A 25,091-nucleotide genomic window follows, 5' to 3' on the forward strand; every position below is an offset into this window, starting at 1 on the left:
TTACTTCTGTAACACCAGTTCCTGTATGTCGCCGTAATTCTCATAGCTCGAAGTGATAACCTTATCACCAGGTTTCAGCCCGCGTATTACTTCAAAATAATCAGGGTTTTGCCTGTTCAGCTGTATGTCAACCTTATAAGCCGTTTTACCGTCATCGCTCACTTTGAATATCCAGTTACCTCCGGTTTGCTGGAAGAAACCTCCTTTAGGCAACAGCAATGCAGGCGCTTCGTCGCTAAATACCAGCCTTATCTGCAGTGTCTGGCCTTTTCTCAAACCTTGCGGAACTTCACCCACGAACATCATATCTACCTGGAACGTTCCGCCGGTACCTACCGAACTGAAAACCTTTTTAACAACCAGTTTGTAGTTTTTATCATCCGTCGGGTAATAGGCAGTCATGCCTGTAAAAACCCTCGATATATAATGCTCATCCACATTGGCCCGTACTTTCAGGCCCGAAAAACCGTCGATCTGGGCGAGGTGTTCGCCCCTGTTTTTATTCTGACCGATCTCAGCATCGAGAGAAGTAAGCTGACCGTCTATGGGTGCACGCACGGTGAGGTCGGCAACTTCTTTTCGCATCAGTTCCAGGCTTTTCTTCATTTGCCGATACTGTTCCTGGGCTTGCTCGTCCTGTACTTTATTCAAAGCAGTATCTTGTTTTAATATCTGCCTTGTAAGGTTCCTTTTTCTCAGTTGGTAGTTGTAAGCATTTTCCGCAATCTGGTAATCCTGCAAACCTATCGCCTTTTGGGCATAAAGTTTTTTATCTACAGTATACAAGCGTTCTGCCTCCTTAAATGCGCTTTCAGCATCGGCCATTGCCTGTAGCTTACCTACCGTGTTTTGGGCCGCATTATTTTTTGAAATCTGCATTTGAGTTTGAACATTATAGACCTGGTTCTCTGAATTTGCGAGACTTATTTCAACGTCAGTATTAGACAACTTCAAAATCGGGTCGCCTTTTTTAAGTTTAGCACCGTCCTCTACATATTTCTCCTGTACCGTACCACCTTGAACGGCATCCAGGTAAATAGTTGTCTGGGGCATTACCACGCCGTTTACCGGAATAAATTCCGAAAATGGGCCTTTCTTAATTTCGCTGATCGTAATTCTGTCTACCGGAACATTGTATTTACTTTTTCCGGAGGTAAAATAAATGCTGCCTGCAACAAGTAATACAATGCCCGTAATACCAGCAATGGTCATTATACGTTTGGTGTTCCAGCGGCTTTTTTCAATTTTTCTATCCACAGTTATAAATTATATTTTGGTATTGTTTACAAAAAGATATGCCACAAATTAAAATGCTGTTTTTCAGCAATTTACTATCAAATTAACTATTTAAAGCGTACGCTTCTGTTACAGCAAGTGTCCGTTTATGATACAATGCGCCCGGTACAACCCGGCAAATAGATAACGCCTAATAGTTCACAGTTAATTAATTACAGCGTTAACTGCCAAAACCATCATCATTAGCATAAAAATTGCATCCGGGTATTATATATGATAGTACGCTTTCTGTAATATTACTAATTTAGGGGATTGCTATGAATTACGAACCTTTAACCATTAACTAAATATATGATACTAAAAAAGGCGACCGTTTTAGTTGTTGATGATGATACCGACGTATTAACCGCGGTTAAACTGCTGCTTAAGACCGAGGCCGGTGAAGTTATAACCGAAAAAAACCCGGAGAACCTGAACTGGCTGCTGCAACGCAACCAGATCGACCTGGTATTGCTGGATATGAATTTCAACAGCGCCATCAATACGGGTAACGAGGGGATATACTGGCTACGGAAAATAAAGGAGTGGAAGCCGAATGTGTGCGTCATCATGATAACCGCTTACGGCGATATCGACCTTGCGGTACGCTCGTTGAAAGAAGGGGCCGACGATTTTGTGGTAAAGCCATGGCACAATGAAAAATTAATAGCGACGATCAAAGAATTACTGGATAAGCAGGAAGGTGTAAAACCGGCTAAAGCTTCGGTAAAGTCGTCGGGTGATACCTCTATCCTGGGCGACTCGGAAGTAATGCAGGATATATTCCACAAGGTGAATAAGATTGCCCCTACCGATGCTAATATCCTGATACTGGGTGAAAATGGCACGGGTAAGGACCTGATGGCGAAGGCGATCCACGAACGGTCGCTGCGTGCCGATAAACCCTTTATTAAAGTGGATGTTGGTGCGCTTACCGACACCTTATTCGAGAGCGAACTTTTTGGGCACAAAAAAGGAGCTTATACAGATGCCCGTGAAGACAGGCCCGGTCGATTCGAAGACGCACACGGCGGAACTTTGTTTCTGGATGAAATAGGCAACATTTCATTGCTTCAACAGGCCAAGTTACTTACAGTGCTGCAAAACAGGCAGGTTACCCGGCTGGGTACCAATAAGGCGGTTGATGTTGATATAAGGCTCATTTGCGCCACTAACCTTCCGCTGCAGGAGCTTGCCAACGAGAACCGTTTCCGAAAGGACCTGATTTACCGTATTAATACTGTTGAGATAAATATGCCGCCTTTACGCCGGCGCAACGAAGATATCATTATCCTCGCAAGGCATTTCGCCAAACTTTACAGCTCTAAATATTTAAAGCCCGTAATCGATTTTGATCCGGGAGCAATGCAGAAACTGAAACAATACAATTATCCCGGCAATGTGCGCGAATTACAGTATACTATAGAACGCGCTGTAATTATGGCCGATGACCAGTTGTTGAAAGCGGACGATCTGATCTTCTCTATACTGGAGGCGCCTACCGAGGAAAACATCGAGGCTGACAACGTTCCCCTGAGCACGCTTGAAAAGAATGCCATATTGAGGGTGATCGAAAAGAACAATGGAAATATTACCCGTGCCGCCAAAGAATTAGGGTTAACACGGACGGCCTTATACCGCAGACTGAGCAAATATGATATTTAAGAGATACGAATGGCGGCTTTTGCTGCGGGTGCTTATCCTGTTTATCACCCTTACCGCAACTTCCATACTGGCGGTTGAAGGCCAGGGTTATTACCTGTACCTGGTTATTACCTGCCCCCTGCTGGTTTATGAGCTGATAGAGATGATACGTTTCCAGAAAAAAGCCCAGGACGAGGTTAGCCAGTTTGTGGAATCCATACACTACCGTGACTTTTCGAGGCATTTTGATGTGCGCCGCGCCCCTACGGAACTCAAGCCCCTTCGAAAAGGCTTTAATGAGATCAACAGCACGTTCAAACTCATCAGCCGCGAAAGAGAGACACAATACCACTACCTGCAAAAAATATTGGAACTGGTAGATACCGGTATCCTGTCCTACGATAACGAAACAGGTGAGACAGGGTGGATAAACGAGGCTTTCAAAAAGATCATAGGCGTACCTTACCTAAAAACCATCCATTCGCTTGAAAAACGCGAAGAAGCGCTTTACCAGGATATCGTAAAACTAAAACCCGGCGAAAGCAAAGTAATTACTATATCCCGTAACCAACAACTGGTTAAAATATTGGTTTCGGCAAGTGTGCTGCGCAGCGATGACCGGATATCCAAACTGGTCGCCTTCCAAAACGTAAGCGAGGCATTAGATGAAACTGAGTCTAAAGCCTGGCAAAAGTTACTTAGTGTGATGACACATGAAATTATGAATTCGGTAGCGCCAATTTCTTCCCTGGCCGACACGTTGAAGAACAGGCTGCAAAGTCCTGAGTTAAAAGGTGGCGGTATGAACGGAGAACTGGAAGATCTTGAACTCGGCATCGATACCATCAAACGCCGCAGCGAAGGTTTGCTGAAATTTACGGAGAGTTACCGCAACCTGAATAAGATCACCAAGCTTGACCTGAAAAAGATTTTCGTTCGCGACTTGTTCGAGAATCTGAGCAGCCTGATGTCGCCAACAATGGACAAGAAACATATCGAGTTGGAAATAGTGCTGCGCGACCCGGCGTTGGCTATTGAGGCCGACTTGAACCTGGTAGAACAGGTATTGATCAACCTGGTGGTAAATGCTATTGAGGCTGTAAAAGAAAGAGAAGATCCTCGTATTACACTGGCCGCTGAGGTGGGCAATGGCCGTACTATAATCAAAGTTGCTGATAATGGCCTTGGTATGCCGCCGGAGCTGCTCGACAAAATATTTATCCCGTTCTTCAGCACCCGGAAAACCGGTAGCGGCATAGGGCTCAGTTTGTGTAAGCAGATCATGTTATTGCACAAAGGCAATATCCAGGTACAAAGTACCGAGGGAAAGGGTTCTGCATTTTTATTGCAGTTTGTGGGATAAAAAGCGGGCTATATTCATGTAAGTTTTTATCAGTCCGATCGGTAAACAGGAATTAAAACAATATTTCCTAAAAGCGGTTGTTTAATTTGAAAAACAGCTTATACCGATCATAAGATAATCTTTATGAAAGATTTTGTCGTCAAAAAAAGTATATCGATCCATGCACCGGCCGAAGTAGTTTGGGATGCACTGACAAATCCGGAAAAGACAAAAAAATACTTCTTTAACTGCAGGGTGCTTTCCGACTGGCAGGTTGGCAGCCCGATCATATTTGAGGGCCGGATTTTCCTGCTGATACCTATAAAACTTGAAGGTGTTATTACCGAAGTGAAGCCAAACAAGTTGTTGAGGTACAAGCTCTTCAGCGAGGTGGGCGACCGCGGCGGCTCTTCGACCGTAACCGATGAACTGGAATATATTAACGGCGAAACGATAGTACACATTACAGACGACGTTGGCGTTGGCGAGGGGGTGGAAGAAAGGTACGAGCGGTCTGTAAAAGGCTGGGATAAAATTCTTTGGGGTTTAAAGGATTTTGTTGAGCAAAACAAGTTTTCGTTGGCTTAATAGTTCTGCATCTTCTCAATAATGGCAGAAAAAAGCACAACAAGCGAGAGTAAGATAAACAAGTGCACTAAAATGAGCACCCACGTGCCCTTATTAAGCCCGAAAAAATAATAAAGACCGGTATGCTGCTGCCTTTTATTCATCAGATCAAATTTAGTTAAAAAAGGGCATTTACAATAGCATATCAGTTATTCAAAAGATTCGCATATTAATCTATCCGCCCTCGGCGGTCAGGGCTAAACGATCAGCGGGGTGTTGTCTATCAGGTTCATCACTTTGTCTACCATCTCCTGTACATCAAAAGGCTTGCGGACATAATCATTTGCCTTACACTCTTCCACGATCATTTCGATATTATTTGCAGTGGAAAGGATGATAACCGGGATTTTGTTAAGATTGTCGGACTGTTTGATCTTAAGACAGAACCTGTGGCCAGGTTGATTATTGATAAATTCGTCTATAAGGATAAGATGGGGTTTAAATTCTTGTATCACCTCCAGGTCTTTGGGTTCGGGACAGCTAAACGTCTCAAAACCCTCATCTTCCAAAATATACGAAACCAGGTTTCGTATATCCTGATCGTTTTCGACGATCAACACTTTTTTCTTCATACAATCAATAGTAAAATATAATCAGGCAGATCAAATATATAAATTACGCTTAAAATTTTATTATTACAGTTAATAAATTTACCTCCCGGCCCCGATCCACACATTTATTACATGATCACTTTCACCTTAATTTGTCCGTCTGATAATGTACGGATGATCAACTGTTCCGTGGTTGGATAAATAGCTTTAATATCAAGATCTCGGATCGATACATCCGAATGAATGCCATTCCCCATATCTTTACTCATTTCCTTCTGGACACGGGTTTTGCTATCGGTCAAAAATTGACTTATGTTATAGATTGCCCGTTGGCGTATCATATCAGTTATTTTGCCGTTGAACATCCATTTTGCCGCTTTCAGCATCCACGCTTTGGTTTGGAGATCGAAACTTAGATCAGGGAATGATAATTCGTGACTTTTCGGGTCGTAATTTGGGGTCCCAACCAGGTAAATAGTGCCTGCACTTGAGCCTTTAAAATCAACCTGCATCACTATCTGCTTACCACTCCCCCATATCTTAGTATTATCTACGATAAATTCTTTTCCGGCAACGTCGGCCTTCATTCCCACCACTTGCTGGTTTACAGTTTTGGTCAGGTGATCATAGTTTTCCTGCAGGTCAAGATAAACGTTAAAACCGTTGGCCGGGGTGTAGGCCGATAAATTGGGCAAAGGTTTTATGGGTCGTTGTGTGCTTACCGTGGTAAAAATTGGTTTGGCTGATAGTCCGACCGAAAATGTAAGTTGCGACCCGTTAAGGCTAAAACTGCTCAGCCGCACCGACTCGGGGTTGATGTAGACATACCCCATATCCCCCGCTTTGCTCTCGGTAGCAAGGTTCTTCCATATCTGCTCAACCATGGGCCTTATATTGTAAGCCGCTATGCGTGCATCCACCTGCTTTCCCAAATCATTCAAAGGGTCGGTAATGTACTGTATCAGCCTGTCGGTCACGTCTATCGTTCCCATAACCACATTGCAGCGGTCGAGTGGCTTCGGGACGGGATAAAGGATAGTTTTTGAACGCAAATGATAATCGGGGGTAATGCTGATGGTCGACTGATAGGATATTTGCATACGCCGCGGCTGCTCGCCTGCCCAGCCGCATTGTGCTGAGATCACCGGTACAATAGGCGTTTGCCCCGACCCGGGGAATATAGCGCACTTGGCACAATAGGATGCCGCAAAACCGTAGCTGCCAATAAAGCTGAGGTTCACCACGTTATTATTGCCCGCAATGGTAAAAGGTGTTCGGGTAAACACATATTGATATCGCAGGCCTTCGCAGGGTTGTTGGTTATCGGTATATTTATTGGGTACCGAATGTTCGGCTTGTACAAAATAATTTTTAAGGTCGACCGTAACCGGCACTTCGATATTGGATACAGGTTGAACTATGTCAGGTATCCCGGCCGTCGGTACGTTAGCCGGTGCAAGCGGTTTGGTTGCGGCACACGAATAAAGGATAAGCGGCAATACCACAGCCGTAAGGGATTGTGTTGGTTTAAGTTTCATTTAAAGCGATAATGCTGGTAAAAATAGTAAAGGTTTATGAATTTGCCTCACAAAATCGCGGTACACTAAGTGTTCACGCCGCCGCCGCTTGCCAAATATACAGTTATCATATTTAATTGATTATCAGGTAATTTTAAAATAGGTCATGTTAAAAAGTGGCCCATTTTTAACATATTCGTGAACAGCAATTTATCGTGTTTTATTATTTACATCGCCCTCTAAACGCCCCAACCCATGTAGTGAACCTTAATGCCAATTAATATAATTACCGTAATAAAAGCAAGAATGGTCATCCAGTTATACTTTTGCCAAAGGTACAGTAAAAATAAAAGCAACGCCGACGACGAAGCCACCATCGCCCCGATAAAATACATATTTAGTTGGGCATTGGTTAACCCTGAGTTAGACTTAAAATGGTACAGGGCGTCCGCAAGTGTACGAATGATCACCATCAAAATAATGATGAGGGCTGCCCGCGCAATTAAAAGACGATGCTTATTGTAAAATCTAAACATGGGACCCGGTCGTGCTTCAAAACTACATATTTATTAACCGTATTTTTGAAATTTGACAGGGCGCTAACCTTTCATTTGTTATAATTGACGCTGCGAATAAAAATCATGAAAAATATCTTTGCTATTTCAGGCAGCCTACGGTCAGGGTCGTCGAATCATATCATTCTTGAATATCTAAAGAGCCTGCCCGGCGAAAATGTAAAGTTTGTTATCTACGATGGAATAGCAGGCATACCGGCATTCGACCCCGGTCTTGATAATGATGACCCGCCAGAACCGGTAACCAGGCTGCGGGAGCAGATAGCTGGCGCGGATGGCGTCGTGATCTGCACACCCGAATATGCTTTTGGGGTGCCCGGCGCTTTAAAAAATGTATTGGACTGGACAGTGTCAAGCGGTTCGTTTTCAGGAAAGCCGACGGCCTTAATTACGGCTTCTACCGGTGGCGAAAACGCCCACGCGGCAATGATCAAAATATTAGGCGCCATAGATGCAAAACTGGTGCCCGAAACAACGCTGCTCATATCTTTTATTCGCACCAAAATCGGCGATGGTCAGATCACCGATGAGGCAACTGTTAAAAAATTAAAGACACTATTTAAGGCTTTGTTGAATTCTATTGACTGATTTCCCGAAAAGCCTTCCGACCATCTAACTAATACTGCCAATTTGACAACCTTACCTCGTTTGGAACAAGCATTGATAAAACCTAATTCGAATCAGAATTTACTGAATTAGCGAATTTACGGAACTGGTATATGCTTAAGTCCTGTCAATTCTTCTAATCTCATAAATCCGGGTTCTGACATATTAATTACTCCAAAACCATTATAGATTATGCAAGAAAAAGGAACGATCTCGATACATACCGAGAACATTTTCCCGATCATCAAAAAATTCCTGTATTCCGATCACGAAATATTCCTTCGCGAATTGGTATCCAACGCGGTAGACGCAACACAAAAACTGAAACGCCTGAGCTCGCTTGGCCAGGTAAAAGGTGACATCGGCGATGTGCGCGTTGAAGTGGCGTTTGACGAGGCTAAGAAAACCATAACCATCTCCGACAATGGTATCGGCATGACAGCCGAAGAGATCAAAAAGTATATCAACCAGATCGCTTTCTCCGGCGCCGAAGAATTCATGGAGAAATTCAAGGAGGCTAAAGACGCTAACGAGATCATCGGGCGTTTCGGCCTGGGTTTCTATTCTGCCTTTATGGTTGCCGACAGGGTGGATATTGAAAGCTTATCGTACCAGGAAGGCGCCGAACCCGCTCATTGGACCTGCGATGGAAGTACCGAATTTGAATTGAGCGAGGGTAGCCTGACCGAACGCGGTACCGAGATCACCCTCCATATCAACAAGGATAACGAAGAGTTCCTGAGTAAATATAAATTGCAGGAAATACTGGATAAATATTGCCGTTTCCTGCCCGTGCCTGTCATTTTCGGCACAAAAACGGAAGAGGAGCACGATGGAGAGGATGAAGAAGGCAAGCCAAAATTCAAATCGGTTGAGGTTCCGAATATCATCAATGATACCAACCCTATCTGGACCAAATCGCCGAACGACCTGAAGGACGAGGATTACCTCGATTTTTATAAACAGCTTTACCCGTTCTCGGAAGATCCGCTGTTCTGGATACACTTGAACGTCGATTATCCGTTCAACCTTACGGGGGTACTTTATTTCCCCAAAGTGAAGAATGATTTTGATTTCCAGCGGAACAAGATCAAGTTATTTTCGCGCCAGGTGTTCATCACCGATGAGGTAAAAGACATCGTGCCCGAGTTCCTGATGTTGCTGCACGGCGTTATTGATTCGCCGGATATCCCGCTTAACGTATCAAGAAGCTTTCTGCAGGCCGATGGTAACGTAAAAAAGATCAACAGCTACATTACTAAAAAGGTAGCTGATAAACTGGCAGAATTGTTTAAGAATGATCGCGCAGCATACGAAGAGAAATGGCCGGATATTGGTCTTTTCGTAAAATATGGTATGGTGAGCGAAGACAAGTTTTATGATAAGGCCAAAGAATTTGTCCTGCTGACCAATACCGACAAAAAGAATTTTACTTTGGAGGAATACAAGGAGAAGGTGGCCCCTGTTCAGACCGACAAGGACGATCGCCTGGTTTACATTTATACCAACGACCCGCAAAAACAGGATGCGTTTATCCAGTCGGCCAACAAAAAAGGTTACGATGTTTTGCTGATGAATTCGCCCATCGATAATCATTTTATAAGCAGCCTGGAGCAAAAACTGGAAAAAACATCGTTAAAACGTGTGGATTCCGATGTAGCTGATAAACTGATCAAAAAAGATGATAACCCCGCCCATATCCTTACCGAGGAACAATCGGCCCGGGTAAAAACAATTTTTGATAACGCCATTAATAAACCCGCTTACAAAGTTGAACTGGAAAGCTTAAATCCTGACGACCTGCCCGTAACAGTTACCATGGACGAATTTATGCGCCGCATGAAGGAAATGGCGGCCATGGGCGGAGGAATGGGCTTTTATGGCAATATGCCCGACAATTATAAAGTAATTATCAACGCTAACCACAAATTGGTAAGCAAGATACTGGAGCAGGAAAGTGAAGAGACACAATCGCAATTGGCCAAACAAGCTTTTGACCTGGCACTGCTTTCGCAAGGCTTGCTGACCGGGGCAGAATTGACGGAGTTTGTCAACCGCAGCGTTAACCTGATATAAATATCATTTTAGCAGAATGTTTAGGCCCTGGTTAAACCGGGGCCTTTTTTTGGTCGAAACTTAAAAAGTTTGAGTATCTTTATTTTGTTAATTCTAAACCTTTTATGATATATCCAAAAACCTTACTTACTGCCTTGGTGGTCATTTGCAGTAGTCTCAGTTATGCTCAATCAACTAAAGCAGAAAAAGCGGCTGCGCTGAAATTTGCGATCAGGAATAGCGTAAATAGTATCGAATATACCTTTGTGACTTCCCAGGGCGGACAAACATATTATATGCAGGTTACCAGAGACAGCTTGACCTCAGTGCTGCCGTTCGCAGGCAACTCCATATCCGGAAATGCTTACGTAGATCAGACCGCAAATTTAAACCTCAGGTCATTAGATTTTGGATATAGTGTTAAAACCTTAAAAAAGAACGGGCAACAGGTTACCATGACGCCTAACGATGTTGACGACATTAACAAGATCGTACTGGAAATATACGAAGATGGCAACGCTACCCTGATAGTAAATAGTGTGCGGCGGTCGCGCATGATATACCACGGTTATCTTTACCCCGGTCGTGCAAATTAACATCCGGCCAACGCTGCTGGTGTTACACAAAAACAACAGGGAATTGACTAATGTGGAATAAATTTTGTATAATTTTATGGAAAAGTTCTCCGTTATTCATCTTACGAGTGTATGAAAACTTTAAGAAACCTGTTGATCCTTATGCTGATAGTTGGTATAGGGACCTCTGCATCTTTTGCACAAAATAAAAAAGAGCAAAAAAGGGCGGCAATTAAAAATAACATCGAAACCAAACACTACACCTTTAGCGCTAACAATGCGATACCGCTTAGCGGCGGAACAATCCAGCTTACTTCGGAGTATGATTTAAAAATAACACCTGACAGTGTAGTTTCATTTTTACCTTATTACGGCGTGGCCCATTTCGATGTGCCCTATGGCAGTACTGATCTGGGCATAAAATTCACATCCACAAAATTTGAATACAAAGCTGTTCAAAGAAAAAAAGGCGGCTGGGAGATCACCATCAAACCAAAAGATGTGAGGAACCTGCAGTCGATGACTCTGTTTATATCCGCTGATGGCTACGGTTCACTGGCAGTAAACAGCGTAAACCGTGATAATATCAGTTTTGACGGCTACCTCGAGTAACCCTTCCTAAGCTTACCTCCGTTAACTGAATATGCTGTACCCTTTTGGGTACAAAGTGTTCCTTTTTGGGTCCCGCAAAAAACGGGTATCGAACTATATGCAATATGGTATAGTGTTTGAACCACCTTAAGCGTCTATAAAAGTTAATTATTATGAAAAGCTTAGGTAAATTGTTTTTTGTATCTGCCCTGGTTTTATGGGGATCTGATGCAGTTTTCGCACAATCGTTAAAAGAGGATAAGGTTAAAAAAGCCACAGAGGTTAAAAACCTTGTCGACGGCGGCCGGTATACTTTTGAGGCCTCGAAAAAGGTTATGGGTAATGGCGACAGCAGGTACCTTCGGCATGGCGGCGATATGGATGTTTCAAAAGATACATTGATCGTTTATTTGCCAGAGGAAGGCAAGGCACCCGGTACGCCGGTTAAAGCTATTAATGCAGGTATTACTTGTACCGGTTTCGGTTACCAAATGAACGATGCCGTAAATGGCGGGTGGAACATCGATATAACTCCAAAAGGGGATCATTCAACAGAAATAAAAGAAATAACCCTTCTGATATCGCCCGAAGGGTATGCAACGCTGGATGTGATGAGGCCCGATAAAAAATCACTGATCTTTTACGGGTATGTCAAACAGCACATTGCCCAGTTTCCACCGGTAAGCGCCGCAATTGTAAAATAACAAACTTAATAGAGGGCAGCACGGTCGCCGGGCAGCCCTTCATTATCTTTTAGGCCAACTCCTGATAACTTTCTCCTTAAGGCCTCCTGAACAAGGTAGAATATTTTTTTAGATGCCTGCTTAACGCTTAAACCATGCGTCCTGATATTTGAAATACAATTGCGTGATTCGTCCGTAAGCCCCGGTCTCGGGCTGAACGTGAGATAGGCACCCATACTATCGGCTGCGCTTAACCCGGGGCGCTCGCCTATAAGGATTATAGAAAGCCCGGACAGCATTTGCGCTCCAATATCGTCAGCTACTGCTACCCTGCCTTGTTTAACAAGACAAATGGGAGCAATTTTTAACCCGGCCGACAGCAACCGCGGTACCAGTACCTTCAGCAGATTTATTGAGTTGTTATTAACGGCTGTAGCCGAAAGCCCGTCGGCGATAACAATAACAATGTCGGCAGGTGCATGATGGCCGGATAATAGATCAGCCGATATATCGTCCAATTGCCGGCCAAGATCGGGCCGCTGCAGGTATTGCTCCCGATAAGCGGCTTTACTATGTAGCTGCAAAAACGGCAGGTCAAGCTCCGCTAATTCCCCTGATAATTTTTGCACATCGAGTTCCGAATAAACGGCATCGCGTGCGTGGGCATGTGCGAGGTTAAAAGTCAGCGACTGCCTAACGGGGATACTCGAACCGGCGCGGCCCAAAGCTATCCTGGCAGCCGTAAATTCTTTTAACGGCTCCAAAAGATCATTGCCGGCCTTTTCTAATTGATCCATAGCCTTTTCATTTCTTTTACCATTTCAGCATTTCTGTGATTTGACAGGTTTCCGTACGCGTCTATTATCCCCTGTTTTATCAGCCATTCCTCAAACTCTGGCGCAGGCCGTAGCCCGAGCACTTTACGCAGGTAAACAGCATCGTGAAACGAAGTGGATTGGTAATTGAGCATGATATCATCCGAGCCGGGAACGCCCATGATAAAATTACAGCCCGCTACGCCCAAAAGTACCAGCAGGTTATCCATATCGTCCTGGTCGGCTTCAGCATGGTTGGTGTAACAAATGTCAGCGCCCATAGGCAGGCCCAGCAATTTACCGCAAAAATGATCTTCTAAAGCGGCCCGGATGATCTGCTTGCCGTCATAAAGGTATTCCGGGCCAATAAAGCCCACCACTGTATTCACCAGGAACGGGTTGTACCGGCGTGCCACAGCATAGGCCCTTGCCTCACATGTCTGCTGGTCGACACCATGATGCGCATTAGCCGAGAGCTCACTACCCTGCCCCGTCTCGAAATACATAACATTATTGCCAACCTTACCGCGGTTTAATGACAATGTTGCCTCATAAGCTTCATCCAGCAAACTTAAACTGATACCAAAGCTCGAATTACTTTTCTCTGTACCGCCTATCGACTGGAAGCAAAGATCGACGGGAGCGCCGCTGTTGATGAGCTCCAATGTTGTGGTGACATGGCTCAAAACGCAAGATTGCGTGGGTATATCAAATTGTTGCCGCAAGGCATCCATCAGCCGCAAAAGGTTGTTCACTTCGACCAGGCTGTCTGTAGCGGGATTAATACCGATTGTGGCATCGCCACTGCCATAAAGCAAACCGTCAATAATGCTGGCGGCTATACCCTTTGGATCGTCCGTAGGGTGATTGGGTTGCAAACGCGTTGAAAAACGCCCCTTTAAACCGATCGTATTCCTGAAACGGGTCACCACTTCACACTTTCGTGCCACAGCTACCAAATCCTGGTTACGCATCAGTTTCGAAACTGCAGCGGCCATTTCCGGCGTTATTCCGTCCGACACTTTCTTTAACACCTCTCCCGTAACATCGTCGCTTAAAAGCCAATCCCGCAATTCACCAACAGTTAAACTATCAATTAAAGTAAATGTTTTAAAATTATGGTTATCAATTATTAATCTTGTTATTTCGTCTTGTTCATAAGGTATCACCATTTCTTCGAGGAAGGTCTTTAACGGGACATCGGCAAGCGTAATTTGTGCTGCTACACGTTCTTCGTAACTCTCGGCCGACAGGCCGGCCAGCACATCGCCCGACCGGTGTGGCGAGGCTTTAGCCAGCAACGTTTTCAGGTCTTTAAACCTGTAAGTCCTTCTGCCGATGGTGTGCTGGTACGACATGATTTAATCAGTAGCGATCATCGTTTCAGCCTGTTCGAGCAGCACATCGTCCGTTATTTTTATTTTGTGCTTACCCATAAGCATAAACAGGATAATTACAGCAACCAGCCCGCCGAAAAACCAAAGGCTTAGCCGTGGGTTAAAATAAATTATGGCAAACATGCATAGTGCCGATAATACCAGCGCTATCGCCGGGAAATACGGATAAAACGGCGAAGCAAACGGGCGATCGAGACCTGGTTCCTTTTTTCTGAGCCTGAAAAGACTCACCATGCTCATCATATACATTAGCGCGGCACCCATTACCGAAATAATGATGATCTGTGCCGTAGTGCCGGTCAGCAATGCTATAGCGCTTACTATACCCGATGCTATTAATGCCCAATGCGGTGTTTTAAACCGGTGATTTACCCTTGCCAGGCCACGGGGCAGATAGCCGCTCCTGGCCATTGCAAAAACTTGCCGCGATGACGCCAGTATAATACCGTGAAAAGAGGCGATCAGCCCAAACAAACCAATGCCTGCAAATACGCGGGTAAGGCTGTTCGATTTCCCCAGAACGATACTGATTGCTGCAGGTAATGGGTAATCCAGGCTGCTTAATTTTCGCCAGTCGGTAATACCGCCTGTTAAGATCATCACACCTAACGCGAGGAAAACAAGCGTTAATATGCCATAGATATATCCTCTCGGGATATTGCGCCGGGGATCTTTTACTTCCTCGGCTACCGAGGCAACCCCTTCTATCGCCAGGTAAAACCAAACAGCGAAAGGCAATGCAGCAAACACCCCGCTCCACCCGAACGGCATTGGGTTACTTACATAATTACTCATTTTGAACGATGGCCCGATAACGCTCATAAATAACAGCAATTCGCCCACGGCAAGTATAGTTATAAACACAGAAAAGGCAGCCGATTCCTTAATACCCATGACATTAATACCAATAAACACGATATTGAATATGATCGCCGAGCCCACTACCGGAATTGCAGGATATAAAAAGTGCAGGTAACTACCAAGCGCAAAACCAACTGCCGGTGTCGCAAAAAGGAAATCGATCAAAGTAGCGTAACCTGCTATAAGCCCGGCAACCGGCCCCATGGCCCTGTAAGCATAGGCAAAAGCACCGCCCGCATGCGGTATAGAAGTGGTCAGTTCGGTATAGCTGAAAACAAAAGCTATGTACATTATTGTTACTACCAGCGTTGCTATCAGCATACCGATAGTGCCTGAAACGGCCCATCCGTTGTTCCACCCGAAATATTCGCCCGATATGACCAGTCCAACCGCAATGGCCCACAAATGGATCGGTTTAAGTGCTTTTTTTAGTTTTTCGGGCCGCGTATTGCTCATGAACGATGGGGTAGCATAATTTCCGCTTTAAAATAGTTAAAGGCGCTGTTAAATCAAAATCGCCCTTGTTATCATATTGTTAAGACGCCTGCCGTACCCGCTGTTCAAACATACTTGTAGTAAAGCTGTTAAAATAAGGAACAATACTTATTGAAATGTTACGTATCAAAATTCCGTCCGACGGTTTGTCGGCGCTCGATTATAGAAAATTCACGCAGCTTGATGTACCGCATCCGCATAGCGGTATCAGGCCCGAGGTAAACAATAATGTCATCCTGTTATTTGAAGATGAACAGGAAGCCGTCGATTACGCGCACCAGGTAGATGGTTACGCCGAATCATTAGAAGACCACAATAGCTCAGAGTACCTGGCTGCTAACGATATCATTAAAGCGATCGGTGACGATGAGTTTGTGCAGGCCTACATCCAAAGCTAATGACTTTGTTAAGCCTCGATAATGACGCCCGCAAAGGTTAGCCCTCCGCCAAAGCCCAGCATCAATATTTTATTCCCGGGCTTTATTTTACCTGCATTTTTGGCAATGTTCCAGGACAGAGGAATCGAAGCGGACGATGTATTACCAAAATACTCAATGCTGCTTAACATTTTCTCCATCGGCGCACCAATCTCTCCCGCAACGCCTTCTATAATGCGCATATTCGCGCTGTGAAGGATTATCCAGTCAAGGTCCTCCATAGTCATAGAATTTTTAGCGATCAATTCCTTTACTTTGGCGCTAACGGTTTGTATGGCCCATTTGAATACCACCTTGCCATTTTGATGAATTTTGCCGTTCGGGTCTATTTGCTCCCCATTAATTACAGAAGCGTGTTGCGATAAATAAAGGTCTTTCCCATGGCTGCCGTCCGAACCGGTAATAGTGCTGAATATCTTTGATTTTTCCGAAGGCTCAACCAAAGCCACACCGGCGCCATCGCCAAACAATATACAGGATGTACGGTCGTGAAAATCTGTAAATTTCGACAAAGCCTCTGCACCAAAAACCAAAATCTTTTTGTGCGTCCCGGATGCTATCATGCCTTTGGCTAAGATCAAGCCATACACAAATCCTGCACAAGCAGCCATAATATCAAGGCAACCACAATTCTGGATATTTAAACGGTTTTGTATCTGGCTGGCCATGCTTGGCATCACCTGGTCGGCGCTGGTGGTGGCTACTAATATAAAATCTACGTCGTCAAACGAGAATCCCGCGTTTTCCGTTAATAAATTTTGGGCCGCTTTTACGCACAGATCGCTCGTAAATTCATCCTTGTCGGCAAACCTGCGTTCTTTTATTCCTGTCCGCGAGATTATCCATTCATTATTTGTTTCGATAAACTGTTCAAAATATTCATTGGTTATCCTGTTTGCAGGGGTATAAACAGCAATAGCAGTTATTTTGGATTCCATGTTTTGATTTGGTATTTCTGGTTAAATCAAAGATACTAACTGTTTAATATGATTTAACGAAAAGTGAATTTAAAGTAAACAATTTGCAACGAGGCCCGTCCAGCCGGTTTGGTGCGACGCCCCTAAACCCCGCCCGGTGTCTCCGTCAAAATATTCGTGAAAAAGTATATGATCTTTAAAATAAGGGTCATTTTGCAACTTTTCGTAATCACCAAAAACAGCCCTGCGGCCATTTTCATCTTTCAGAAAGATCTTTAGCATGCGGTAGTACAACTCATCGGCTATTTCTTTCAAATTCATGAAATTTCCCGAATTGGTTGGGCATTCCACTTTATAATTATCACCATAATATTGGTGAAAACGGTGCAGGCTGTCAATGATCAGGTAATTGATAGGTACCCATATTGGGCCCCGCCAGTTGCTGTTACCGCCAAACAAGCCGCTGTCACTTTCCGCAGGAACATATTTAATACTAAATTCCCTCCCATCCACCGCTACGGTATACGGATTGTCGAGATGATATTTTGACAAAGCCCTTATACCATGAGGGCTCAGGAACTCATTTTCATCCAGCAAATGTTTAAGCAGCGATTTCATCCGGTATCCACGCAGTAAACTCAAGAGGTGTTTGCCTTTGCTGTTTTTTTCATTCCAACGCGATACCAGGCTGGCAAGGTCGGGCCGGTTATCCTCAAACCATTTCATTCGTCCCTTAAAAACCGGGCTATCCGTAATTGCTTCGTCATCAAGCACCTGGGTTGCAAATAGGGGTATAAGGCCCACAATACTCCTCACCTTCATTTTTCGAACGGCGCCATCAGGTGAACGCAACTGGTCATAAAAAAAGCCATCTTGTTCGTCCCACAGGCCCTCCTGGTCGTTTCCCAGGTTGTCCATCGCACCGGCGATATAAATAAAGTGTTCAAAAAACTTGGAAGCAATATCCGCATAGGCCACGTCGTACATCGTCAACTCCGCAGCAATCTGCACCATGTTAAGCGAATAAACGGCCATCCAGCTGGTGCCGTCGGCCTGTTCCAAATGCTGGCCATAAGGCAATTGGGTATTCCTGTCGAAAACCCCGATATTATCAAGCCCCAGAAAGCCGCCTTCAAAAATATTGTTTCCCTGTGCATCTTTCCGGTTAACCCACCAGGTAAAATACAGCATCAGTTTATGGAAAATTCTTTCCAGGAATATAGTGTCGCCTTTGCCCTTGTTATCGGTCTTATCCTTGTTATAAAGCGACCAAGTGGTCATTGCCAATACCGGCGGATTAACGTCGCCAAAGTCCCATTCATAAGCAGGTAACTGACCGTTTGGATGCATATACCAGTCGCGGGTAAGCAATAACAGTTGTTTTTTAGCAAAACTCATATCTACGCTGCCAAGGGCCAGGCAATGGAACGAAAGGTCCCAGGCTGCAAACCAGGGATACTCCCATTTATCCGGCATGGATATTATTTCGCGCGTATTAAGATGTTCCCACTTGCTATTGCGGCCGGTTAATCTTTCGACCGGTGGCTTTGGCCCCGCCGGGTCGCCATGCAGCCATTTGTGAATATTATAATGATAGAACTGCTTGCTCCACAACATGCCGGCAAAAGCCTGGCGCTGTATCATGCCATGGTCCGTAGTGTCGCTGGCGTGCTGCTGTAAATTGTTATAAAACTCATCGGCTTCGGCCTTTCGCACACCGAATATCTCATCAAAATCTTCAAACGTCCTTTTGGCCTCCCTGGTAAGCCGAAGCCGCAGGGTGACGCTTTGATTCGCCGGTATCAACAAATCGTATTTTGCTGCGGCCTTGGTACCTGTTTTCTTTGGGTTGATGGTTTGGGCCCCGTTTACAATAAAATCGTTGATACCATCCTTATAGTATTCTTTTCCACCATCGTAATTGTACAAACGTTTGGTATTGGTTTCGTTATCGCAAAATATTAGTTCCGGTTCGCCTTCCGCTTTTAGCCAGAATTGCCCAAGTTCCCTGTGAAAAATATCAATGATACCATGCGAATCGTCCTCCAGGGCTGGTTTATAATCATTATTTCCCCAGGCCCACCGGTTACGGAACCAAACTGTCGGCAATACGATCAGCGGAGCTGCTTCAGGTCCCCGGTTATGAATGGTGATCCTGATAAGGATATCATCGGCAGTGTTCTTGGCGTATTCGGTAAATACATCAAAATATTTATCCTCATTAAATATCCCGGTGTCAATTAGTTCAAATTCCCGGTCGTTTCTCGTTCTTCGCTTATTTTCATCCAACAACCAGGCATAAGGGTACTCGCTTTGCGGATATTTGTAAAGCATTTTCATGTACGAATGCGTCGGAGTACTATCAAGGTAATAGTAAAGCTCTTTTACATCTTCGCCGTGGTTCCCTTCCGGGTTCGACAGGCCAAAATAGCGTTCCTTTATTATCGGGTCTTTTTTATTCCACAGGGCTATGGCGAAGCAAAGCAATTGTTCATCATCACAAATTCCAGCTATTCCCTCTTCACTCCATCGGTAAGCCTTACTGCGCGCCATATCATGGGTAATGTAATTCCAGGCATCCCCGTTAGCACTGTAATCTTCGCGCACGGTTCCCCATTGGCGGTCGCTTACATACGGGCCCCATTTTTTCCAGCCGTTCCCTTCTTTTAGCCTTTTTTTTTCTTCATCCATCAGTTTTTCCACGCCTTTCTCAAAAATCTTAACCAGTTACCGTGCATCATGTTTTCTATATCCTGCTCACTATACCCTCTTTTAGCCAGCAATGCAGGAACTTTTTGAAGATCAGCAATGGTTTCCAGATCGTACGGGCATTGTTCACGCCCAAATGCCCCGTCAAGGTCAGAGCCGATACCCACATGCAGGGCATTACCGGCCACCTCGCAAATGTGATCTATGTGATCGATCATTACCTCCAGGTTACAGTTCATTTCTTTAGGGGTCGATTTGAACCTCACCCAGTTCGGTACCATCATCCAGGCGTCTAACGCCGCGCCGATAACTGCGCCACGATCTACGAGTGCTTTGATCATATCATCGCTAAACTGGCGGTTGTGATTTACCAGGGCCCGGCAATTATTATGGCTTGCCCATATATGGCCGTTGAAATTATCAAGCGCCTGCCAAAAGGCATCATCGCATAAATGTGTAGCATCAAGTATAACGTTCAGGCGCTCAATTTCTTTTAGTAATTCTAACCCCTTTGGCCCCATTTTGCCGGTTGCATCGGTACCATTGGCATACCTGCCCGGTCCGTAGTGTGCCGGACCAATTGCCCTCAAACCATAATTATAAGCCCTTTCCAAATGCTGAACTGTAACAATCGAATCCGCCCCCTCTAAACTTAGCACATACCCTATTGGCTTTTTTTTCAATTGGTTATCCTGCCACAATTGAACATGTGCTTCAAGTGAACTTAGGTTTGTTATCTGAACCATTTCCCCATCATCCTCCATGGCTTTGTACCAGGCTGCCTGCCCTTGCGTTTGCGCCCATGCCTGTTCGGGCGAGTGCCAACCGGGCAATCGATTATCAGGCGCCACGTACCGGCCTATCTGCGTGGCAACCACCAACCCAATGTTACCCTTGCGCAATTCGTGCAGCGAAACGGTTGCGTTGCCCCGGTCGGGTTTATCGGTTAGCCCTTTTTCGCGTGCATTGATATCTGAAGCCGGCCTGCGCAGGTCGCGGTTCCATTCCAGCGCGTTCATACTCAGGTCGAGGTGGGCGTCTATGGTAAACATTGGTATTATTGCTTTTATGTAGCAGTAGAGACGCAAGATTTTGCGTCTCTACTACGAAATTAAATATTGATTTTCCTGTCCCTCGCCACGTTCATCCATTCTCCGCTTATGTTATTATCTTCAATGGTTATTGCCCTTTCATATAATGCTACGGTAGGGCAAACGTGATATGGCAATCCATATAACACATCGCCTGGCTTGTATCCGTGCCCCTTACCTGCTTCCAATACCAGGTGCTCTTCGCTTTGGCCTATTGGTTCCAGGCCGGGCGCATTTAAGAACCAAATCCGTTTTGCCAATTCATTTTCCGCCGAAACAGACTTATGCCCCGTATCGATACATATTTTGGTTTCATCAGGCAGCGAGATCACCCTGGATACGATCACCGCCGCAGGCAAAAAGGGTTGTTCCGGGCAGATGAGCGAATACCCCCTATCCCAATAAATGAAAGTTCCGGGACTGCATTCAATTACCGGCCTCTTAGCGTGAATTGGGAAGGTCGGTGATCCACCCGCTACAATAATCAGTTCAGAATAACCTCCGTCCGTTATATCCTGCTGCAATTGCCTGGCCTTTTCAAAAGCCTCTTCACATTTTTTGATGCGAATATCCATATCAGTATCATGGATATGGCCGTCATAAGCATGCAAACCAATAATTTTTATACCCTTCAGCTCCCGGCAATCTATATAAAATGACAAAGCTTTTTCTGAAACTATACCTGTCCGGTTCTGCCCTATGTTCAAATCGATATAAACAGGAATTACAATATCATTTAACAACGCTATTTCTGAAATGTGCTTTGCTGCCGCGATGTTATCGATTAAGCAGGAGTATTTAGTGACCGGATAAGTTTTAATGAGTTTGACAAATCGTTCCAGTTTTGGCCCGATAGGTTGATAAGCAAGCAAGGCATCCGGCGCTTTGCACAGGCCAAGCATTTCGGCCTCGGCGATGGTGGCGCACTTGAATTTGGTAATACCGGCCTCGATCATCAAACTACAGGCCTCGCGGCATTTATTGGTCTTTACGTGCGGCCGCAGTCGCGAAACATCATCGATCATACTTTTCAATAAGCCGATGTTTTGCTTCACCCTTTCAGGATAGATCACCAAAGCAGGTGTATCCAGCTTATCAATGTCGTTGATCAAATACCAATTTGAATCGCTCATGTGTTTTATGGACTAAACCTAAACCAATTCAAACAAGGCCTCTATCTCCACCGGTATATTATCCGGCAACGAGCCCATGCCCACGGCGCTCCTTACGCCTATCCCATTATCTTCACCCCAAACTTTGGCAAACAGTTCGCTGCACCCATTAATGATAAAAGGGTGTTTTTCGAAATCGGATGTGCAATTAACCATACCCAAAACTTTGATCACACGTTTGATCTTGTTCAGGCTGCCCAAATTAGCTTTTAGTGTTGCCAGGATGGCAAGCCCGACTTGTTGGGCAGCCAGTTTTCCTTCTTCGGGCGTCATACTATCGCCTATCCGTCCAATTATAAGCGTTCCGTCGTCCTTTACCGTTCCGTGTCCCGAAACGAAGGCATGTTTTCCGTCAATTAAAAATGGTTTGTATACGCCAAGCGGCTTTGGCGCAGGTGGCAGGTTTAGCCCAAGCGCGGTGAAATTTTCATCAGGTGTATTCATGTTGTAAAACTATAAAGTTATGACAATACAAAGCGGGTTCAACATAAAATTATTCAAATATAAAAGTTGACCTCAATAGCCGGTAGCCATGAGTTTAAACAAAAAAAGCCGGAGGATCTCATCCCTCCGGCCCTCAACTAAATTGGTCTCAATGTATATGTCTGTTTAAAATTTAAAAGTCAACCCTACATTCACTACGTAGTCAGCAAATGCCGCATCACCGTGGGTATAAGTTCCTGTGAGCTGCGTAGTCCTTATATCCGGCACGCTTTGAGTGCGGTCGCGCATGATGGCTATAGGGAAGAAGCCATATATCGCAAAATTCTTAAAGCGGTAAGTTACACCCGGCTCTGCTGACAGAATATATCCCGGCCTTCTGAAACCATCGCTGTTACCCAAAAGATCTTTCACCGGCAAACAATCATCACGCACACCGGCCGAGAAATCGAAGTGATTAACCGACCAGCTTGCCCCCAAACGGATCAAATATTGATCCGGCACGCTTTCTACATCTCCTGTCGCAGCAATTGTGGTAGCGCTTGCTGCAGAGGACGACCTTGGTGTGCCATTGACATCCCTTGGGTTGGCCAGGTAAAAGAGGTTGCCGTAGAACCCAAATTTATGGGTGATATTATAGTAAGTATTAATTTCAAGTGCTATGCCGGTGCCACCGTCACCCAACTGGATAGATTGATCGACAGGCCCGAGTAGTTTGGTGGTGCCGTCCTTCTGTAAAAAATAGTCTTGCAAATTATAAGCGCCTGTCGCAAACTTAGCCCCTATACCAAGTTGTATATTGAAATTGTGAACTTTAGCAGGGTTTAGCAGCCAATAATAGCCCGTTACCCTTATATCGCCCAAGCCGAAAGTATGCGTGCTGAAGCGTGTGCCCGGCCGGTTGTTTAATTGTGACCGGCTGTTATCAGCAAACGGAACATCCAGGGCCAAAGCCCAGCGGTCGTTGAACAAGCGGGTAAAAGTAAAATCTTGGGTTACCACTTTATTTATTACGTTGTTTTTGTCCGCAACGCGCTCCGTTTGTTCTGCCTTTCCAACATAATGCCTGAATGATTTATAATAACGTGTATTGCTGTTGAAAAGCCATGCACCGCCTTTAACGGCGCTATCAGGATGTTCATCCATGGTGCAAAGGCCACCAGTACTCCTGATGGCTACACAACCCTGTGCAAAGACATTATTTTTATTGAGGAGTGTGAGAAATAGAATTACGGATAGAAGTTTTAGTGTTGATTTCATGATATTATTTTTAGGTGTCTGTTGTTGTGTGATGTTAAATTGTTTTTATACTTGTTGGTACCTTTACCGTTTTACCGGTAAATAAATTTGATGCAGGTAACGCAAACCATAGCGCCAGTATAGCGCCATAGCTGCCACCCCGCTCAATAAATTCAAATAGCTCCCAATGAGGGTAGAATAATTCGCTTCCCATTTTCCATACCAGGAAGGCCAGTATCAAAGGACGTATTGGTTTGATGAGTACTGAAATGGCCGCCAAAATTTCGAAGAGCCCAACGATGTGTGCGACATTAACCGGGTTTGAAAAACCAATTGATGTGTATTGATCGATTATGCCCTTCTTTTCGATAAGATTGAGCCAGCCGTGACCAATAAACAGCAGGCAAACTACTATTCGCAAACAAATGATGATGCGCTTCCGGGTATCAGAGCCTATTTTTGCTTCCGGACTGATCCTTTCGAACCAGCTTTTGATATCAGCGAGGTTACTGCCGCTTAGCAATAACAAGGTTAATGGAGCGCCGAAGTTCCCAGCCCGTTCGATAAACTCTGCAAACGGTTCGCCCGACATCGGCCTGCAAAAAGCGGTAATTGCCCCCCAAACCATAAGCCATCCTAACACTGCCCTTGTAGGGTAAAGTAAAATGGATATTCCCAGCAGAATGTCGATAGCGCCAAGCCAGGGCATTAACTGCGTTCCTAAAACAGAATTTATACCGAACACGGCAAAGTAGTTCAACCATATTTTTTTACCGATGATACCAAAAGTTCCATGCCCGATAAAGCACATGGCCGAGGCAAAGCGCAGCGTATAGTGTATTTTACTTTCGTTATGTTGTAATGTTAGCCGGTGCATTATTCAATTTCTTTTATCAGTTATTCAGTTTCAATTTATTCCAGATGAGTTCGCCCAGCAGTTTGCCTTGTTTGGCGCCTTCAACCGAACTGTTCAGGTAGTGGATGCCGCCATAGAACCTGCTCATCGCTGTTTCGTCCGATGCCTTGATGAACGATTTGAAGTCCCGCTGCAGGCCGATGTATTTCAGGTCGCTGGTGTCGTGAAAGGCATAGTTGTCGCCAAATTCATGGGTTAGTACTACAGCTGATGCGGCACTGATCGTACTGTGCCCTGCCGTGTATTCCGGGAACGGGGGTGTTTGCAGCAGCGGCAGCCAGTTGTGGTCCACCTTTTCGTTGATCACCGTTACCGGCCTTACGTACGCATAGGTGTACTTTACTTCCCAGCAGGTGATGAACGATTCGAACAGGGCGATCGAGGTCAGGGCGTAGGCCTGCGCCGTTTTGGTGGCGCTCGCCTTGCTTTGCCGGCAGGCTATCGTGGTAATGCCGATCCAGTGCCCCCCGGGGGTGATCTTCTTGTCGGCAAACATCATGTGCCCGTTGTGCATCACCACAAAGGGGTTGTCGTCCCAGTAGCGGGCTATCGTTTCCTGT

General features: G+C 45.0%; 25 protein-coding genes. 9 read left to right on the plus strand and 16 right to left on the minus strand.

The features are described 5' to 3' along the window. Window positions 1-1,257 (minus strand): efflux RND transporter periplasmic adaptor subunit, encoded by a 1,257-nt coding sequence (locus VL525_RS22655; protein WP_325390028.1) that lies wholly within the window; start codon window positions 1,255-1,257, stop codon window positions 1-3. A 330-nt stretch (window positions 1,258-1,587) separates the two neighbouring features. Here VL525_RS22655 and VL525_RS22660 point away from each other — a divergent pair, with 330 nt between their 5' ends. The 3 genes from VL525_RS22660 to VL525_RS22670 all read left to right on the plus strand — a co-directional run bounded on the left by VL525_RS22660 (window position 1,588) and on the right by VL525_RS22670 (window position 4,849). Next, window positions 1,588-2,940, plus strand: a complete 1,353-nt coding sequence (locus VL525_RS22660; RefSeq protein WP_325390030.1) for a sigma-54 dependent transcriptional regulator — start codon at window positions 1,588-1,590, stop codon at window positions 2,938-2,940. Then, entirely contained in the window at window positions 2,930-4,282 is a 1,353-nt protein-coding gene (locus VL525_RS22665; protein ID WP_325390032.1) for a sensor histidine kinase, read from the plus strand. The genes VL525_RS22660 and VL525_RS22665 overlap by 11 nt, the downstream gene beginning before the upstream one ends. A gap of 123 nt (window positions 4,283-4,405) precedes the next feature. Next, window positions 4,406-4,849 (plus strand): SRPBCC family protein, encoded by a 444-nt coding sequence (locus VL525_RS22670; RefSeq protein ID WP_325390034.1) that lies wholly within the window; start codon window positions 4,406-4,408, stop codon window positions 4,847-4,849. Here VL525_RS22670 and VL525_RS22675 read toward each other — a convergent pair. The 4 genes from VL525_RS22675 to VL525_RS22690 all read right to left on the minus strand — a co-directional run bounded on the left by VL525_RS22675 (window position 4,846) and on the right by VL525_RS22690 (window position 7,492). Next, window positions 4,846-4,992, minus strand: coding sequence for a hypothetical protein (locus VL525_RS22675; protein ID WP_325390036.1), 147 nt, complete (start codon window positions 4,990-4,992; stop codon window positions 4,846-4,848). The genes VL525_RS22670 and VL525_RS22675 overlap by 4 nt on opposite strands. Before the next feature lie 93 nt (window positions 4,993-5,085). Beyond that, on the minus strand, window positions 5,086-5,460 hold the full coding sequence (locus VL525_RS22680; protein ID WP_325390038.1) for a response regulator: 375 nt from the start codon (window positions 5,458-5,460) through the stop codon (window positions 5,086-5,088). 107 nt (window positions 5,461-5,567) lie between these two features. After that, entirely contained in the window at window positions 5,568-6,977 is a 1,410-nt protein-coding gene (locus tag VL525_RS22685) for a DUF4403 family protein (protein ID WP_325390040.1), read from the minus strand. Between the two features lie 218 nt (window positions 6,978-7,195). Beyond that, on the minus strand, window positions 7,196-7,492 hold the full coding sequence (locus VL525_RS22690; RefSeq protein ID WP_325390042.1) for a hypothetical protein: 297 nt from the start codon (window positions 7,490-7,492) through the stop codon (window positions 7,196-7,198). Between the two features lie 105 nt (window positions 7,493-7,597). Here VL525_RS22690 and VL525_RS22695 point away from each other — a divergent pair, with 105 nt between their 5' ends. The 5 genes from VL525_RS22695 to VL525_RS22715 all read left to right on the plus strand — a co-directional run bounded on the left by VL525_RS22695 (window position 7,598) and on the right by VL525_RS22715 (window position 12,062). Then, window positions 7,598-8,119 carry an NADPH-dependent FMN reductase gene (locus VL525_RS22695; protein WP_325390044.1) on the plus strand — a complete coding sequence of 174 codons (522 nt, stop codon included), beginning with the start codon at window positions 7,598-7,600 and terminating at the stop codon, window positions 8,117-8,119. A 210-nt stretch (window positions 8,120-8,329) separates the two neighbouring features. Next, the gene (gene htpG / locus VL525_RS22700; protein WP_325390046.1) at window positions 8,330-10,213 is read left to right on the plus strand and encodes a molecular chaperone HtpG; all 1,884 of its coding nucleotides are present in this window, start codon (window positions 8,330-8,332) and stop codon (window positions 10,211-10,213) included. 104 nt (window positions 10,214-10,317) lie between these two features. Next, the gene (locus VL525_RS22705) at window positions 10,318-10,788 is read left to right on the plus strand and encodes a DUF4251 domain-containing protein (RefSeq protein ID WP_325390048.1); all 471 of its coding nucleotides are present in this window, start codon (window positions 10,318-10,320) and stop codon (window positions 10,786-10,788) included. Window positions 10,789-10,899: 111 nt separating this feature from the next. Continuing rightward, window positions 10,900-11,379, plus strand: coding sequence for a DUF4251 domain-containing protein (locus VL525_RS22710; protein ID WP_325390050.1), 480 nt, complete (start codon window positions 10,900-10,902; stop codon window positions 11,377-11,379). Window positions 11,380-11,531: 152 nt separating this feature from the next. After that, window positions 11,532-12,062, plus strand: coding sequence for a DUF4251 domain-containing protein (locus VL525_RS22715; RefSeq protein WP_325390052.1), 531 nt, complete (start codon window positions 11,532-11,534; stop codon window positions 12,060-12,062). 5 nt (window positions 12,063-12,067) lie between these two features. Here the strand turns inward: VL525_RS22715 and eutC are convergent, their stop codons facing one another. From eutC to eat, 3 genes are read right to left on the minus strand one after another with little or no spacing between them, the layout of a single operon-like run. After that, the gene (eutC, locus tag VL525_RS22720) at window positions 12,068-12,838 is read right to left on the minus strand and encodes an ethanolamine ammonia-lyase subunit EutC (protein ID WP_325390054.1); all 771 of its coding nucleotides are present in this window, start codon (window positions 12,836-12,838) and stop codon (window positions 12,068-12,070) included. Further along, a complete protein-coding gene (locus VL525_RS22725; protein ID WP_325390056.1) occupies window positions 12,826-14,214 on the minus strand; it encodes an ethanolamine ammonia-lyase subunit EutB in 1,389 nt (462 codons plus the stop codon). The genes eutC and VL525_RS22725 overlap by 13 nt, the downstream gene beginning before the upstream one ends. Window positions 14,215-14,217: 3 nt before the next feature. Further along, on the minus strand, window positions 14,218-15,570 hold the full coding sequence (gene eat / locus VL525_RS22730) for an ethanolamine permease (RefSeq protein WP_325390058.1): 1,353 nt from the start codon (window positions 15,568-15,570) through the stop codon (window positions 14,218-14,220). Window positions 15,571-15,725: 155 nt separating this feature from the next. Between eat and VL525_RS22735 the strand changes: the two genes are divergently transcribed. Beyond that, window positions 15,726-16,007, plus strand: coding sequence for a hypothetical protein (locus VL525_RS22735; protein ID WP_325390060.1), 282 nt, complete (start codon window positions 15,726-15,728; stop codon window positions 16,005-16,007). Window positions 16,008-16,015: 8 nt separating this feature from the next. Here VL525_RS22735 and VL525_RS22740 read toward each other — a convergent pair whose 3' ends face one another. The 8 genes from VL525_RS22740 to VL525_RS22775 all read right to left on the minus strand — a co-directional run. After that, window positions 16,016-16,984 (minus strand): beta-ketoacyl-ACP synthase III, encoded by a 969-nt coding sequence (locus tag VL525_RS22740; RefSeq protein WP_325390062.1) that lies wholly within the window; start codon window positions 16,982-16,984, stop codon window positions 16,016-16,018. 69 nt (window positions 16,985-17,053) lie between these two features. Next, window positions 17,054-19,654 (minus strand): MGH1-like glycoside hydrolase domain-containing protein, encoded by a 2,601-nt coding sequence (locus tag VL525_RS22745; protein ID WP_325390064.1) that lies wholly within the window; start codon window positions 19,652-19,654, stop codon window positions 17,054-17,056. Continuing rightward, complete coding sequence (locus tag VL525_RS22750; RefSeq protein WP_325390066.1) at window positions 19,654-20,724, minus strand: dipeptidase; 1,071 nt, start codon at window positions 20,722-20,724, stop codon at window positions 19,654-19,656. Before VL525_RS22750 ends, VL525_RS22745 begins: the two co-directional genes overlap by 1 nt. A 59-nt stretch (window positions 20,725-20,783) precedes the next feature. Next, a complete protein-coding gene (locus VL525_RS22755; RefSeq protein ID WP_325390068.1) occupies window positions 20,784-21,896 on the minus strand; it encodes a D-TA family PLP-dependent enzyme in 1,113 nt (370 codons plus the stop codon). An 18-nt stretch (window positions 21,897-21,914) separates the two neighbouring features. Beyond that, on the minus strand, window positions 21,915-22,379 hold the full coding sequence (locus VL525_RS22760; RefSeq protein WP_325390070.1) for a RidA family protein: 465 nt from the start codon (window positions 22,377-22,379) through the stop codon (window positions 21,915-21,917). A gap of 165 nt (window positions 22,380-22,544) precedes the next feature. Further along, window positions 22,545-23,636: a hypothetical protein gene (locus VL525_RS22765; protein ID WP_325390073.1), complete on the minus strand. Its 1,092-nt coding sequence runs from the start codon at window positions 23,634-23,636 to the stop codon at window positions 22,545-22,547. Between the two features lie 34 nt (window positions 23,637-23,670). Next, window positions 23,671-24,492 (minus strand): DoxX family protein, encoded by an 822-nt coding sequence (locus tag VL525_RS22770; RefSeq protein ID WP_325390075.1) that lies wholly within the window; start codon window positions 24,490-24,492, stop codon window positions 23,671-23,673. 16 nt (window positions 24,493-24,508) lie between these two features. Next, window positions 24,509-25,091 (minus strand): vanadium-dependent haloperoxidase (locus VL525_RS22775; protein WP_325390077.1); only part of this gene is annotated, 583 nt, incomplete at its 5' end.

Origin of the sequence: Mucilaginibacter sp. (genome assembly GCF_035492695.1) — a bacterium.
Lineage (GTDB): Bacteria > Bacteroidota > Bacteroidia > Sphingobacteriales > Sphingobacteriaceae > Mucilaginibacter.